A 13975-nucleotide genomic window follows, 5' to 3' on the forward strand; every position below is an offset into this window, starting at 1 on the left:
GTCAACCTCCGGTCACGGGGGGGAAGAAAGCCACCTCGTCCCCCTGTCGAACGGCGGCACCGGCATCGCACAGGACCTGGTTCAGCGCCATGCGCACGGCCTTGCCAGGGGCCAGCGCTTCGGCGGCGGCACCGCCACGCGCAATCAGTTCCTCACGCAGCGCGCCCACGGTGGCGGCCTCGGTGGACAGGGTTTCGCTGCCCGTGCCCAGGGCTTCGCGGATGGAGGCGAAATAGCGCACGGTGATGGTGATGGCGATGGGGACGGCCTGGCTCATGACAGCAGCTCCGAAAAGGCGATGAAGCGCACCCGGTCGCCCGGCGCTATGGCCTGGCCTGGCGGGTTGTCCACCACGCCATCTCCCCAGGCTGCCGAGGTCAGCACGCCCGAACTCTGGTTGCGGAACAGCTCCAGGCCACCGCCCTCGTTGTAGCGCACGCGCAGGAATTCGCGGCGCTTGTCCCCGCGCGGCCAATGGAAGTCGGCGCGCACCTCGACCGAGCGCGGCAGCGCCTGCTGCACGCCCTGCAGGCGCAGCACGAAGGGGCGCACCAGCAAAAGGAAGGTGACGAAGCTGGAGACCGGGTTGCCGGGCAGGCCGATGAAGTGGGCAAAGCCTTCACCTTCGCGGTTCACGCGGCCATAGGCGAAGGGCTTGCCGGGCTTGACGGCGATCTGCCAGAGGTCGAGCTGGCCCAGCGCCTGCACGGCGGGCTTGACATGGTCCTCTTCGCCGACAGACACCCCGCCGCTGGTCAGGATCAGGTCATGCGCGCGGGCCGCCTCGCGCAAAGCATCCACAGTGGCCTCGCGCCGGTCGGGGACGATGCCGAAGTCGGTGACCTCGCAGCCCATGCGCTGCAGCAGGGCGCGAAGGAAGAATCGGTTGCTGTTGTAGATGCTGCCGGGCGGCATCTGCTCGGGCGCCACGGTGCCCGGCATGACCAGTTCGTCACCTGTGGAGAACAGGGCCACGCGCGGCTTGCGTGCCACGCGCAAAGAGGCCAGGCCGATGCTGGCGGCCAGGCCCAGCTCGGCCGGCGACAGGCGCGTACCGGCCGCGATGACGGTGGCGCCGCGCCGGATGTCTTCGCCCGAGCGGCGTATCCATTGCCCGGCCTCGGGCCGCGCCTTGATGCGCACGCGACCGTCTTCCAGGACTTCGCAGTCTTCCTGCATGACGATGGCATCGGCACCTTCGGGCACCGGCGCCCCCGTGAAGATGCGCGCCACCGTACCCACGGCCAGCGGCTGGCCCACGGCGCCTGCGGGGATGCGCTGCGAGACGGGCAGCTCGGCATTGCCCTGCGTGCATTCGGCGCTGCGCACGGCGTAGCCGTCCATGGCGCTGTTGTCCTGGGGCGGCACCTGCAGCGGCGAGACGGCGTCGGCCCGCAGCACGCGGCCATCGGCGTCAAAGCAGTCCACGGTGTCATCGCCAGCCAGCGGTAGTGCCTGGGCCAGCAGTTCGGCCAGCGCTTCATCGAGGGGCTTGAGCGGGGCTCGCATGGTTTTTCTCCTAGTCTTGGCCGCTGTCAGGTGCACGGTAGCGCAGGCGCTCCCCCTGATCCAGCAGCCATTGCAGTATCTGCGCTGGCGCGTTGAGGTCCAGCACGGGCTGGCGCGGCGGCTCGGGCAGGCGGGCCGGCGCATCGGTTGCCACGGCCAGCACATGGGGATCGTGCGGGAACAAAGGCGCCTGGGTCTTGCCGGCGCTGATGCGCTCGGGCTGCTCGCGCCAGATTTCTATCTTGGGCAGGTCGGCGTGCTTGAAACCCTCTACCAGCACCCAGTCCACGAGGGGGTCCAGCTCGGCCAGCATGTCGTGCACCGACAGCTCCGTGGGCCGGGGGAATTCGCGCATCAGCGCCAGACGGCGATCGGAAGCCAGCACCACCTCATAGGCACCCGCCTTGCGGTGGCGCCAGCTGTCCTTGCCCTCGTGATCGACATCGAAATGGTGGTGGGCATGCTTGACCACCGAAACGCTGAGCCCCTGCGCACGCATCAGCGTGATCAGGGGCTCCACCAGGCTGGTCTTGCCCGAGCCGGAGTAGCCGGCAAAGCCGATGACCTTCATCGCCATGCACTCCAGCTGCGGACCTGCGGACAGCCCGGCCGTGGCATCAGTCGCAATGCCGGGCGATGTAGGCCTTGACCTGCTCGGCGTCGGCCGGCAAGTCGGTCACGCGCTTGGGCAGGTCCTCGATGCCTTCGAACTTGGCCGGGCGATCGGGCAGGCGGCCCAGGGCCTCCTCGATGGTGGCGGCGAACTTGATGGGCAGTGCCGTCTCCAGCACGATCATGGGCACGCCGACCTGCAGCTGCTCGCGCGCCACCTTGACGCCGTCGGCCGTGTGCGTGTCGATCATGGTGCCGAAGCGCTCGAAGGTATCCCGGATGGTGGCCAGGCGGTCGGCATGCGTGCTCTTGCCGCTGACGAAGCCGTATCGGGCAGCAGCTTCCTGGAACAGCGGGTTGCCGCCCAGGTCGAAGCGGCCCTGGCGTGCCACGCCCTCGGCGAACAATTCGCGCGTGGCCTGTCCATCGCGACCCAGCAGGTCGAACACGAAGCGTTCGAAGTTGCTGGCCTTGGAGATGTCCATCGAGGGGCTCGATGTCTCGTAGGTGTGCTCGCTGCCGCGCACCACGTAGGCGCCCGTGCGGAAGAACTCGTCGAGCACGTCGTTCTCGTTGGTCGCCACCACCAGGCGTTCGATCGGCAGGCCCATCTGGCGCGCCACATGGCCGGCGCAGATGTTGCCGAAGTTGCCGCTGGGCACCGTGAAGCTGACCTTCTGGTCATTGCTCTGCGTGGCCTGCAGGTAGCCGGCGAAGTAGTAGACGACCTGGGCCAGCAGGCGGGCCCAGTTGATCGAGTTGACCGTGCCGATCTTGTACTTCGCCTTGAAGGCGTGGTCGTTGGAGACGGCCTTGACGATGTCCTGGCAGTCGTCGAACACGCCTTCGATGGCGATGTTGTGGATGTTGGCATCCTGCAGGCTGAACATCTGGGCCTGCTGGAAGGGGCTCATGCGGCCGCGCGGGCTGGTCATGAACACGCGCACGCCTTTTTTGCCGCGCATGGCGTACTCGGCGGCGCTGCCGGTGTCGCCGCTGGTGGCGCCCAGGATGTTCAGCTCCTCGCCACGGCGGCCCAGTTCGTACTCGAACAGGTTGCCCAGCAGCTGCATGGCCATGTCCTTGAAGGCCAGCGTGGGGCCGTTGGACAGGGCTTCGAGCCACAGGCCGTCTTCCAGCGGGCGCAGCGGCGTGATCTCGGCCGTGCCGAACACCTGCTGCGTATAGGTCTTGGCGCACAGGGCGCGCAGATCCTCGGCCGGAATGTCGTCGATGTACAGGCTCAGGATCTCGAAGGCCAGGGCCGCATAGCCCTGCTCCTTGTAGATGCTGCGCAGCTCGCCCAGGCGGGCGGCATCGATCTGCGGATAGTGCTCGGGCAGGTACAGCCCGCCATCGGGCGCCAGGCCCTCGAGCAGGATGTCGCAAAAGCGCTTGCGGTCCGCGTGGCCGCGCGTGGAAAGATAAAGCATGTCGCTTCCTCGTCAGTATTCTGTGAGACGGGGCGCGGCCGATGCCAGGGATGCCGAGCAAGGGCCGCCCCGCAGCGAGGGCGTCGTCCCCCTCCCGCGTGCGAGAGAGGGGGAAGCGGCGCAGCCGCTCAGGGGGTGTCTTAGTTCAACTCTTCCTTGCGGATGCGGTTGATAGGGGCCAGCACCGTGGGCAACTGCTGGATCTGCGCCAGGGCAGCATCCATGTCGCCTTCGCGCGTGGCGTGGGTCAGGATGATCAGGTCGGTCTGCGGCACGCCCTGGCTGCCTTCGCTGTCGCCGCTCACCTCGCCAGCCTCGCGCTGCAGCAGGGCATCGATGCTGATGCCGGCACCGGCGAGGATGCTGGTGATCTTGGCCAGCACACCGGCTTCGTCGGCCACGCGGATGCGCAGGTAGTAGCTGGTGACCACCTCGCTCATGGGCAGCACGGGCAGCTCGCCACCTGCGGCGACCAGCGTGTTCGACTGGAAGGCCAGCGGGGGCACGCGGTGCTCGGGGTCGGCCGTGTGCAGGCGGGCAATGTCCACCAGGTCGGCAATCACGGCGCTGGCCGTGGGCTCGGAGCCCGCACCCTTGCCGTAGTACAGCGTCGTGCCCACGGCGTCGCCATGGACGACGACGGCGTTCATCGCGCCTTCCACGTTGGCGATCAGGCGCTTGGTCGGCACCAGGCTGGGGTGCACGCGCAGCTCGATGCCCTTGTCCGTGCGCTTGGTGATGCCCAGCAGCTTGATGCGGTAGCCCAGTTGCTCGGCGTACTTGATGTCGGCCGCAGACAGCTTGGTGATGCCTTCCACATGCGCCTTGTCGAACTGCACGGGAATGCCGAAGGCGATGGCGCTCATCAGCGTGACCTTGTGGGCGGCGTCCACGCCTTCGATGTCGAAGGTCGGATCGGCTTCGGCATAGCCCAGGCGCTGGGCCTCCTTGAGCACCACGTCGAAGTCCAGGCCCTTGTCGCGCATCTCGGACAGGATGAAGTTGGTCGTGCCGTTGATGATGCCGGCCACCCACTGGATCTGGTTGGCCGTCAGGCCTTCGCGCAGCGCCTTGATGATGGGAATGCCACCGGCCACCGCCGCTTCGTAGGCCACCATCACGCCCTTCTCGGCGGCGGCCTTGAAGATTTCGCTGCCATGCACGGCCAGCAGGGCCTTGTTGGCCGTGACCACATGCTTGCCGGCGGCAATGGCCTCCAGCACCAGGGCCTTGGCAATGCCGTAGCCGCCGATCAGCTCGATCACCACGTCGATCTCGGGGTTGGCGATGATCTCGCGCGCATCGCCGACCACCTTGGCCGTGTCGCCCACGACGGAGCGTGCGCGTTCCGTATCCAGGTCGGCCACCATGGCAATCTCAATACCGCGGCCCGCGCGGCGGCGGATCTCTTCCTGGTTGCGCTGCAGCACGTTGAAGGTGCCGCTGCCCACGGTGCCAATGCCCAGAAGGCCTACTTGGATCGGTTTCATAAACTACTTGCCAGTCAAAAAATGCTGCGGCGCCCAGAGGGTGCGCGCCGGCAGCCGGTAAAAAGCGATGGTCGGCGCAAGGCCCTCTCCCCCGCCGGCCCCCGCACAGCTCAGCCGCGGTCCGTGCCGTGGCGCTTGCGGTACTTCTCGAGGAACACGGCCAGGCGGCGGATGGCCTCGCGCAGGTCGGTGTCGTGCGGCAGGAAGACGATGCGGAAATGGTCGGGGTGCGGCCAGTTGAAGCCTGTTCCCTGCACCAGCATGACCTTGGTCTCCTGCAGCACTTCCAGGAAGAACGCCTGGTCATCCTTGATCGGGTAGATCTCGGGGTCCAGGCGCGGGAACATGTACAGCGCGGCCTGCGGCTTGACGCAGCTCACGCCGGGGATTTCGGTGATCAGTTGGTAGGCCAGGTCGCGCTGCACGCGCAGCCGGCCGCCTTCCTGCACCAGCTCGTCGATGCTCTGATGCCCGCCCAGCGCCGTCTGCACGGCCCATTGGCCGGGCACATTGGCGCACAGGCGCATGTTGGAGAGCATGTTCAGGCCCTCGATATAGTCCTTGGCCGCCTTCTTGTCGCCCGAGACCACCATCCAGCCGGCGCGGTAGCCGCAGCTGCGATAGGCCTTGGACAGCGAGTTGAAGGTCAGCGTCAGCACATCGGTGGACAGGCTGGCCAGCGGCGTATGCACGACGTCGTCGTAGAGCACCTTGTCATAGACCTCGTCGGCGAAGATCACCAAGCCATGCTCGCGGGCCAGCGCCACGATGCTTTGCAGCAGCTGCTTGCTGTACAGGGCACCTGTCGGATTGTTGGGGTTGATGACGACGATGCCCTTGGTGCGCGGCGTGATCTTGGCGCGGATGTCGTCCAGGTCGGGCATCCAGCCGTTGGACTCGTCGCACATATAGTGCACGGGCGTGCCGCCGGACAGGCTGGTCACGGCGGTCCACAGCGGATAGTCGGGCGCCGGCAGCAGCATCTCGTCGCCGTCGTCCAGCAGCGCGTTCGTGGCCAAGCTGATCAGCTCGGATGCGCCATTGCCCAGGTAGATATCGTCCAGCGTCACGCCCAGGATGCCCTGGCGCTGGGTTTCGTGCATCACGGCCTTGCGCGCCGCGAAGATGCCCTTGCTGTCCGAGTAGCCTGCCGAATTGGGCAGGTTGCGGATCATGTCCTGCTGCACTTCCTCAGGAGCGTCGAAGCCGAACACGGCCAGATTGCCGATATTGAGCTTGATGATCTTCTGGCCGTCCTCTTCCATCTTCTTGGCCGCGTCCATGATGGGCCCGCGGATGTCATAACAGACGTTGGCTAGTTTTGCGGATTTGAGAACGGTTTTCATGCTGAGAATATGAAAGTGGCCGGCGCGGGCTTGCGGCCTTCATGCACGCCAAAGTGCCCCATGCACCCTGGTGAAACCTATAATTTGACCACAGTTCCGCAATGCAGCATCGCCCTGGCCCCGACCCATGTGGCGGCCACCCCCATCGCGCAGACCGCGCCACCCTCATCCATGAAATTCCACGCCGACAAATCCGAAGCACAGAGCATCACGGGCTATGGCCCCGGCTGGGTCGCCGTGGACCGGGAAAAGTTCGAACACAGCCTGCTTGTCGGTGCCAAAGGCCTGCGCCAGGCCTGGGACTGTGCCCGCTTCGAAGACCTGACGCCTGAGCATTTCGAGGCCCTGTCCCAGCTGGATGCAGAGGTCATCATCCTGGGCAGCGGCCAGCGCAACCGCTTCCCGCCAGCGGCCTGGCTGCGCCCGCTCATGGCCCGACGCATCGGCCTGGAAAGCATGGATACGCAGGCCGCGTGTCGCACCTACAACATCCTTGCCAGCGAAGGCCGTAACGTCGTCGCGGCCCTACTCTTGGAGTAGACTCCTGCCCCCCTGATTGGGAGAAATTCCGTTTTCAGGGTAAAATTGCAGGTTGCGGTTGGGGGCATTTCCGATAAAAGCAAAAACACAAACACGGCCCTCGGCATTTCAACGACTACACCCGAGAGATATAAGCGCATGGCGATCGTTGTCAACAAACCCCTTCCCGAATTTGAAGCCAACGCTACCGGCGGGATCAAGGTGACCAACACCTCCCACACGGGCCAGATTCTGATCCTGTATTTCTACCCCAAGGACAATACGCCTGGCTGCACCACCGAAGCCATGCAGTTCCGCGACAAGTACAAGGACTTCGTGAAAGCTGGCGCCACCGTGTTTGGCGTCTCGCGCGACAACATGAAGTCGCACGACGACTTCAAGGAAAAGCTGGAACTGCCGTTCGAGCTGATCGCCGATACGGAAGAGAAGATGTGCCACATGTTCGGCGTGGTCAAGAACAAGATCATGTACGGCAAGAAGGTGAAAGGCATCGAGCGCTCCACCTTCCTGGTCGGAGCCGATGGCCTGCTGGTGCAGGAATGGCGCGGCCTGAAGGTTCCCGGCCACGTTGACGAGGTGCTCAAGGCTGTCAAGACCCTGAAGGCATTGAAGCAGGCTGCCTGATAGCAACAATCCGACAGGTGACAGAGTGCCGGCCGACATATTCAGGCCGTCCGCCTATGCATAATGGGGCAATGCCTCTTAGCAAAGACGCTTTTCCCTGTCACCCCTCCAAAGCCGCCTCGGTTTCCAGGCGGCTTTGTGCTTTTTGATCCTTGTTGAGGAACGGTTCGTCCACCATGCCCCTGCCCCCCGCACCCGGCCGCCGTGCCGCCAAGCTCTCCCCCGAAGCCTTTCTTCCCGTGCGCGGTGCCCAGCACGCAGACCCCCTGCCCGCTGACGATCTTCCCGATGCAGTCGAGGCCGTAGCTGCCGCCGCGCCACGCAAGCGCAAGCCGGCCCCGGCCTCCGCCACAACCACCACCACCACCACCACAGCTGCAAAGCCCGCACCGGCGCGCGGCCGCAACACCAAGGCCGCATCACCGGCTCCTGCGCCCGCGACTGCAGCCCCTGCCAATCGGCAGCGCCGCGCAACCGACAAATCCAACGCAACGGCAGCGCCGTCCAGCGCCCGGTCGACCAACAGGTCGGCCACGGAAGCCAAGCCGGCAGCACTGCTGGCAGCGCCGGTTCGCCCACGCCGCACGCGCACAGGCCCGAAGACGCTGTTCGTGCTCGACACCAACGTGCTGCTGCACGACCCGACCAGCCTGTTCCGCTTCGAGGAGCACGACATCTTCCTGCCCATGGTGGTGCTGGAAGAGCTCGACGGCCACAAGAAGGGAATGACCGAAGTGGCGCGCAACGGTCGCCAGGTCAGCCGCACGCTGGATTCACTGGTCGCCTCCCAGCCCTCCGAGACGCTGGACAAGGGCCTGCCGCTGAATGCCACGGGCCAGCGCAGCGCCACCGGCATGCTGTATTTCCAGACAGAACCGCTGGAGACCTCGCTGCCCGACAGCCTGCCCCAGGGCAAGGCGGACAACCAGATCCTGGGCGTGGTCGCCGCGCTGCGCAAGAAGTTCAGCGAGCGTGAAGTCGTGCTGGTGTCCAAGGACATCAACATGCGCGTCAAGGCACGCGCCCTGGGCCTTGCGGCCGAGGACTACCAGAACGACAAGGTACTGGACGACGGCGACCTGCTGTACGCAGGCGCCCTGGCCCTGCCCCAGGACTTCTGGGCCAAGGCCGGCAAGAACGTCGAAAGCTGGCAGGAAGGCGCCATCACCTACTACCGCATCAGCGGCGCCATCGTCGACCAGCTGATGATCAACCAGTTCGTCTACCACGAGGCACCGGGCGAGCCCAGCCTGTTCATGCGCGTGACCGAGATCCGCGACAAGACGGCCGTGCTCAAGACGCTCAAGGACTTCGGCAATCCCAAGTACGCCGTCTGGGGCGTCACGGCGCGCAACCGCGAACAGAACTTCGCGATGAACCTGTTGATGAACCCGGACATCGACCTGGTCACGCTGACCGGCACGGCCGGCACGGGCAAGACCCTGCTGGCCCTGGCCGCCGGCCTGTCCCAGGTGCTGGACGACCGCCGCTACACCGAGATCATCATGACGCGCGCCACGGTCAGCGTGGGCGAGGACATCGGCTTCCTGCCCGGCACCGAAGAAGAGAAGATGGGCCCCTGGATGGGCGCCCTCGACGACAACCTCGAATTCCTGGCCAAGGGCGATGGCGGCAATGCCGGCGAATGGGGCCGCGCCGCCACCAACGAGCTGATCCGCAGCCGCATCAAGATCAAGAGCATGAACTTCATGCGCGGCCGCACCTTCCTGAACAAGTACGTCATCATCGACGAGGCCCAGAACCTGACGCCCAAGCAGATGAAGACCCTGATCACGCGCGCCGGCCCCGGCACCAAGATCATCTGCATGGGCAATCTGGCGCAGATCGACACACCCTACCTGACCGAGGGATCGTCAGGACTGACCTACGCCGTGGACCGCTTCAAGGGCTGGCCCCACAGCGGCCACATCACGCTGGCGCGCGGCGAACGCTCGCGCCTGGCCGACTTCGCCAGCGAGGTGCTGTAAGCCATGGCGATCAGCTGGATCACGGCGCTGAAGCTGGTGCCCTGGGGCGATGTCATCGAGGCCACCCCCCAGGTCGTCAAGGCAGCCAAGAGCCTGCTGCGCAAAAAGGATGCGGAGCAGGCGGTCGGCGCGCAGCCGGCTGCGGCCGGCGAGCCGCTGGCAGCTCCGCGCTCGGCTGGCGAACAGGCTCTGCTGCTGATCCAGGCCCAGGAAGCCCGCATCACGCAGCTGGAGCAGTCACAGCGCCAGTCGCTGGAACTGATCGAGAAGCTGGCCGAGCAGAATGCCCAGATCGTGGCCACCGTGGGTGCGCTGCGCACGGGCGCCCAGCGACTGGCCTGGGCCTGCGCCATCCTCGGCGCCTGCGTGGCAGGTCTGCTGATCCATGCCTGGCGTACATAGACCGCCCACTGCAAAAAACCAAACGGCCCCTCGGGGCCGTTTTTCATGGAAAGCCTGAAAGCCAAGCGCTGCAATCAGTACTCGTCGCCACCACCGTAGCCCACGGCCAGGTTCTCGAAGCGCGTCTGGTTTTTCTGGAAGAACAGCTTGACCGTGCCGGTCGGGCCGTTACGCTGCTTGCCGATGATGACTTCGGCGATGTTGGGCTCCTTGCTGTCCTTGTTGTAGTAGTCATCGCGGTAGATGAACATGATGATGTCGGCATCCTGCTCGATGGCGCCCGATTCGCGCAGGTCGGACATCATGGGGCGCTTGTCGGTGCGCTGCTCCACCGAACGGTTGAGCTGGGACAGGGCAATCACCGGGCACTGCAACTCCTTGGCCAGCATCTTCAAGCCCCGCGAAATCTCGCCCAGCTCGGTCGCACGGTTGTCGGAACTGGCGGCCGAACCCGAGCCGCTCATCAGCTGCAGATAGTCGACCACGATCAGGCCCAGCTTGCCGCAGGTACGCGCCAGGCGCCGCGCATTGGCGCGCAGCTCCGTAGGCGACAGGCCGGGCGTCTCGTCGATGTGCAGGGACACCGTGCGCAGCCGCTCGATGGCCTCCGTCAGGCGCGGCCACTCGTCATCGTTGAGCTTGCCCGTGCGCAGATTGCCCTGGTTGACGCGGCCGATGGAGCCGACGATACGCACCGCCAGCTGGGCTGCGCCCATTTCCATGGAGAAAATGGCGACCGGCAGGCCTTCGTTGAGCGCCACGTGCTCGGCGATATTCACCGCAAACGAGGTCTTGCCCATCGAGGGGCGTGCGGCCAGCACCACCAAGTCGCCAGCCTGCAGGCCACTGGTCATGCGGTCCAGATCGACGAAGCCCGTGGGCACGCCGGTCACGTCCATGGGGTTGTCGGCCATCTCCTGGACACGGTCCAGCAGGTCCACCACCAGCGTGTCGAGCGACTGGAAGCCCTGCTTGTTGCGCGCCCCCTCCTCACCGATGGCCAGGATCTTCTGCTCGGCCTCGTCAAGGATGCGGTCCACCGTCTTGCCCTGCGGATTGAAGGCATTGGTGGCGATGTCATCACTGGCCGTCACCAGCTTGCGCAGGATGGAGCGCTCGCGCACGATCTCCGCGTAGCGCCGGATGTTGGTGGCACTGGGCACGTACTGCGCCAGCTGGTTCAGGTACAGCAGGCCGCCAATTTCCTCGGCCTTGCCCATGCCCTGCAAATGCTCGTACACCGTGATCACGTCGGCCGGCTTGCTGGCATTGATCAGCTTGCCGATGGCCTCGTAAATCAGCTTGTGCTCATGGCGGTAGAAATCACCATCCACCAGCAGATCGCCCACGCGGTCCCAGGCACTGTTGTCCAGAAGCAGGCCACCCAGCACGCTGGACTCGGACTCCATCGAATGCGGCGGCACGCGCAACTGCGCGACCTGCTGGTCGCCAGCGGGCAGCAGCGGTGCGAACGCATCATCGAGATCGAGCGGGGGCATTACGGACGACATGGAATTCCTGGAGATGAGCCCGCCATCGTAGCGGCTGGCAAAAGGCCGCGCCACCCGGCGTCATCACCCGGGCGCGGCAAAGCAAAAAGCCGCCCGAAGGCGGCTTTTTGGTGATACGGGACAAGCCTCGGATCAGGAGTGGTCGCCGTAGACCGACACCGACACTTCGACGCTGACGTCGGTGTGCAGTGCCACGACCACGGTGGCGTCGCCCACGGTCTTGATGGGACCGTTGACCAGGCGAACTTGCGACTTGGCAACGGCGAAGCCGGCCTTGGTCAGTTCTTCGGCGATGTCGGCATTGGTCACCGAACCGAACAGGCGGCCGTCAACGCCAGCCTTCTGGGTCAGCTTGACGTTCACGCCGTTGAGCTTTTCGCCCAGTTGCTGGGCAGCAGCCAGCTTTTCAGCCGCTTGCTTTTCCAGTTCGGCGCGCTTGGCTTCGAACTCGGCCTTGGCGGAAGCCGTGGCGCGACGGGCAGCGCCCGTGGGGATCAGGAAGTTGCGGGCGTAGCCGTCCTTGACCTTGACGATATCGCCGAGGCCACCGAGGTTCACAACCTTGTCGAGCAGAATGACTTGCATGGGTTGTATTCCTTAGATCTTGTGCTGGTCAGAGTAAGGAACCAGAGCCAGGAAGCGGGCGCGCTTGATGGCAGTGTTCAACTGACGCTGGTAGATGGCGCGCGTGCCGGTCAGGCGAGCGGGGACGATCTTGCCGTTTTCACCGATGAAGTCACGCAGGGTGTCCACATCCTTGTAGTCGATTTCTTCGACGCCGGCGACGGTGAAGCGGCAGAAGCGCTTGCGCTTGAACAGCAGCGACTGCGTGTTGCGCTTGGGGCGCTTGTCCTTGTTGAATTTCTTGAACGTGGCCATTTCTGGACCTCTTGAAAATTAGTTTTGTTGAATGTCCTGGATGTGAAGAACCAGCAATTTGCCGTTGCGGGGCGTTGCCAGGAAGCCTTGGAACTTCCACTGGCTGCCGAGCGCCTGGCGGGCCAGCTTTTCAGCCAGCGCGCCAAAGGCCACCGCCTTGACAGATGCCGTCACGCTGCGCTCGCTTCCTGCCTCTTTCTGCCGCGACGCATGCTCGAGTCGCAGTTCAAGGGCTGGCAGCCCTGCCGGCGTGTAGCGCAGTGCTTGAAGCTCTGCGATGGCGGCCGTCAGTACAACGTGGTTCTCCACTCCTTCAGGTTCTGACAGGGCTGGGCTCAGGCCTGTTCGGTCTGGCTGGCCTTGCGGGCCTCTTCACGCTCGACGGTCTTCATCATCGAGGAAGGCGCAGTGTCGGCCTTCTTCTTCTGAACCGTCAGGTGACGCAGCACGGCATCGTTGAACTTGAAGGCATGCTCCAGCTCAGCCATCACAGCCTGGTCGGCTTCGATGTTCAGGCACAGGTAGTGGGCCTTGGCGAGCTTGTTGATCATGTAAGCCAGTTGGCGACGGCCCCAGTCTTCTTCGCGATGGACCTTGCCACCGCCAGCGGTGATCATGCCCTTGTAGCGTTCCAGCATGGCGGGAACCTGCTCGCTCTGATCCGGGTGGATCAACAAAACGATTTCGTAATGACGCATATCGACTCCTTTTGGGAAAACGCCGCCCACTGCGTCTTGTAGCGGTGCGGCAAGGCAAAGCATTGGATTCTAGCGCAGCCCTCTTCCATCTGTACACTTCGCACTGCCCGAGACCCCGGATCTGTGTGGGGCTTTTGCCCCGTCGCCCGGCTTTTGCCCTCACCGTGTACCTCTGCCGCGCGGATGCACATGCACAAAGCCCTTGAAAATACACCGATCCGCTCGCATCTCGATTCAAGATCGTGCAATCGCCTGGCCTCCAGTCTGGCGACCGCTTTGTTTTGTAGCTGAAGTCTCTATCCATGTCTGAACAAAACTCCAACCCCTTGCAAGACGCAGCCCCGGAAGAAATCGAAGCCGCCATGGCGGCCAATGCAGCCGACGAGCTGCAGCGCCTGCAGGCCGAGCTGGCCGAACTCAAGGCCAAGAGCGCCGAGCTGGCAGACCAGTTCCTGCGCGCCAAGGCCGAGGCCGAGAATGTGCGCCGCCGTGCGGAAGACGAAGTCTCCAAGGCGCGCAAATTCGGCATCGAGAGCTTTGCCGAAAGCCTTCTACCTGTCTGCGACAGCCTGGATGCCGCCCTGGCCATTCAACAGGCCACGCCGGAACAGCTGCGCGAAGGCGCCGACGCCACGCTGCGCCAGCTGACCTCGGCCCTTGAGCGCAACAAGGTCGTGACCATCAATCCGGCTGCCGGCGAGAAATTTGACCCCAACCTGCACCAGGCGATCAGCATGGTGCCTGCACAGCAGGAAGCCAACACCGTGGTGTCGGTGCTGCAAAAGGGCTACCTGATCGCCGACCGCATACTGCGCCCGGCCCTCGTGACCGTGGCCCAGCCCCAGTAAGCGGGCACTCACGGCAGCACTGACAAAAAAGGGGACAAGCCCCTTGAAGCTGCGCGAGCCGGCCACAAGTTAGCAGTCATTCAAACATTTCACAG

16 protein-coding genes are annotated in these 13975 nt (G+C 64.7%); 5 read left to right on the forward strand and 11 right to left on the reverse strand.

Annotated features, from left to right (window positions below):
- Position 1: 1 nt before the first annotated feature.
- The 6 genes from moaD to ACF8NF_RS02100 all read right to left on the reverse strand — a co-directional run bounded on the left by moaD (position 2) and on the right by ACF8NF_RS02100 (position 6390).
- Complete coding sequence (gene moaD / locus ACF8NF_RS02075; RefSeq protein WP_074921045.1) at positions 2-277, reverse strand: molybdopterin converting factor subunit 1; 276 nt, start codon at positions 275-277, stop codon at positions 2-4.
- Positions 274-1509: a gephyrin-like molybdotransferase Glp gene (gene glp, locus ACF8NF_RS02080; protein WP_212644974.1), complete on the reverse strand. Its 1236-nt coding sequence runs from the start codon at positions 1507-1509 to the stop codon at positions 274-276. Before glp ends, moaD begins: the two co-directional genes overlap by 4 nt.
- Before the next feature lie 10 nt (positions 1510-1519).
- On the reverse strand, positions 1520-2080 hold the full coding sequence (gene mobB / locus ACF8NF_RS02085) for a molybdopterin-guanine dinucleotide biosynthesis protein B (RefSeq protein ID WP_392450189.1): 561 nt from the start codon (positions 2078-2080) through the stop codon (positions 1520-1522).
- Between the two features lie 46 nt (positions 2081-2126).
- Positions 2127-3554: a threonine synthase gene (gene thrC, locus ACF8NF_RS02090; protein ID WP_392449991.1), complete on the reverse strand. Its 1428-nt coding sequence runs from the start codon at positions 3552-3554 to the stop codon at positions 2127-2129.
- Positions 3555-3694: 140 nt separating this feature from the next.
- On the reverse strand, positions 3695-5044 hold the full coding sequence (locus ACF8NF_RS02095) for a homoserine dehydrogenase (RefSeq protein ID WP_016447749.1): 1350 nt from the start codon (positions 5042-5044) through the stop codon (positions 3695-3697).
- A gap of 110 nt (positions 5045-5154) precedes the next feature.
- Positions 5155-6390, reverse strand: a complete 1236-nt coding sequence (locus ACF8NF_RS02100) for a pyridoxal phosphate-dependent aminotransferase (protein ID WP_016447750.1) — start codon at positions 6388-6390, stop codon at positions 5155-5157.
- 171 nt (positions 6391-6561) lie between these two features.
- Between ACF8NF_RS02100 and ACF8NF_RS02105 the strand changes: the two genes are divergently transcribed.
- From ACF8NF_RS02105 to ACF8NF_RS02120, 4 genes are all read left to right on the forward strand, one after another.
- A complete protein-coding gene (locus ACF8NF_RS02105; protein WP_017407848.1) occupies positions 6562-6930 on the forward strand; it encodes an Mth938-like domain-containing protein in 369 nt (122 codons plus the stop codon).
- 138 nt (positions 6931-7068) lie between these two features.
- Entirely contained in the window at positions 7069-7554 is a 486-nt protein-coding gene (locus tag ACF8NF_RS02110; RefSeq protein WP_012207021.1) for a peroxiredoxin, read from the forward strand.
- Between the two features lie 176 nt (positions 7555-7730).
- Positions 7731-9542: a PhoH family protein gene (locus ACF8NF_RS02115; RefSeq protein ID WP_074921047.1), complete on the forward strand. Its 1812-nt coding sequence runs from the start codon at positions 7731-7733 to the stop codon at positions 9540-9542.
- Positions 9543-9545: 3 nt separating this feature from the next.
- Positions 9546-9944: a hypothetical protein gene (locus ACF8NF_RS02120; protein WP_016447753.1), complete on the forward strand. Its 399-nt coding sequence runs from the start codon at positions 9546-9548 to the stop codon at positions 9942-9944.
- 74 nt (positions 9945-10018) lie between these two features.
- On the opposite strand, the gene dnaB is transcribed toward ACF8NF_RS02120, so the two are convergent.
- From dnaB to rpsF, 5 genes are all read right to left on the reverse strand, one after another.
- Positions 10019-11455 carry a replicative DNA helicase gene (gene dnaB / locus ACF8NF_RS02125; RefSeq protein ID WP_016447754.1) on the reverse strand — a complete coding sequence of 479 codons (1437 nt, stop codon included), beginning with the start codon at positions 11453-11455 and terminating at the stop codon, positions 10019-10021.
- A gap of 132 nt (positions 11456-11587) precedes the next feature.
- Positions 11588-12040 (reverse strand): 50S ribosomal protein L9, encoded by a 453-nt coding sequence (gene rplI / locus ACF8NF_RS02130; RefSeq protein WP_016447755.1) that lies wholly within the window; start codon positions 12038-12040, stop codon positions 11588-11590.
- A 12-nt stretch (positions 12041-12052) separates the two neighbouring features.
- Positions 12053-12334, reverse strand: a complete 282-nt coding sequence (rpsR, locus tag ACF8NF_RS02135; RefSeq protein WP_012207026.1) for a 30S ribosomal protein S18 — start codon at positions 12332-12334, stop codon at positions 12053-12055.
- A gap of 18 nt (positions 12335-12352) precedes the next feature.
- Complete coding sequence (gene priB, locus ACF8NF_RS02140; protein ID WP_016451191.1) at positions 12353-12643, reverse strand: primosomal replication protein N; 291 nt, start codon at positions 12641-12643, stop codon at positions 12353-12355.
- Positions 12644-12669: 26 nt separating this feature from the next.
- Entirely contained in the window at positions 12670-13032 is a 363-nt protein-coding gene (gene rpsF, locus ACF8NF_RS02145) for a 30S ribosomal protein S6 (RefSeq protein WP_012207028.1), read from the reverse strand.
- A 302-nt stretch (positions 13033-13334) separates the two neighbouring features.
- Here rpsF and grpE point away from each other — a divergent pair, with 302 nt between their 5' ends.
- On the forward strand, positions 13335-13880 hold the full coding sequence (gene grpE / locus ACF8NF_RS02150; protein ID WP_016447757.1) for a nucleotide exchange factor GrpE: 546 nt from the start codon (positions 13335-13337) through the stop codon (positions 13878-13880).
- Positions 13881-13975: the final 95 nt, after the last annotated feature.

It is taken from the genome of Delftia sp. WSY_22 (genome assembly GCF_043104185.1).
In the GTDB taxonomy this organism is placed as follows: Bacteria; Pseudomonadota; Gammaproteobacteria; order Burkholderiales; family Burkholderiaceae_C; genus Comamonas; species Comamonas tsuruhatensis.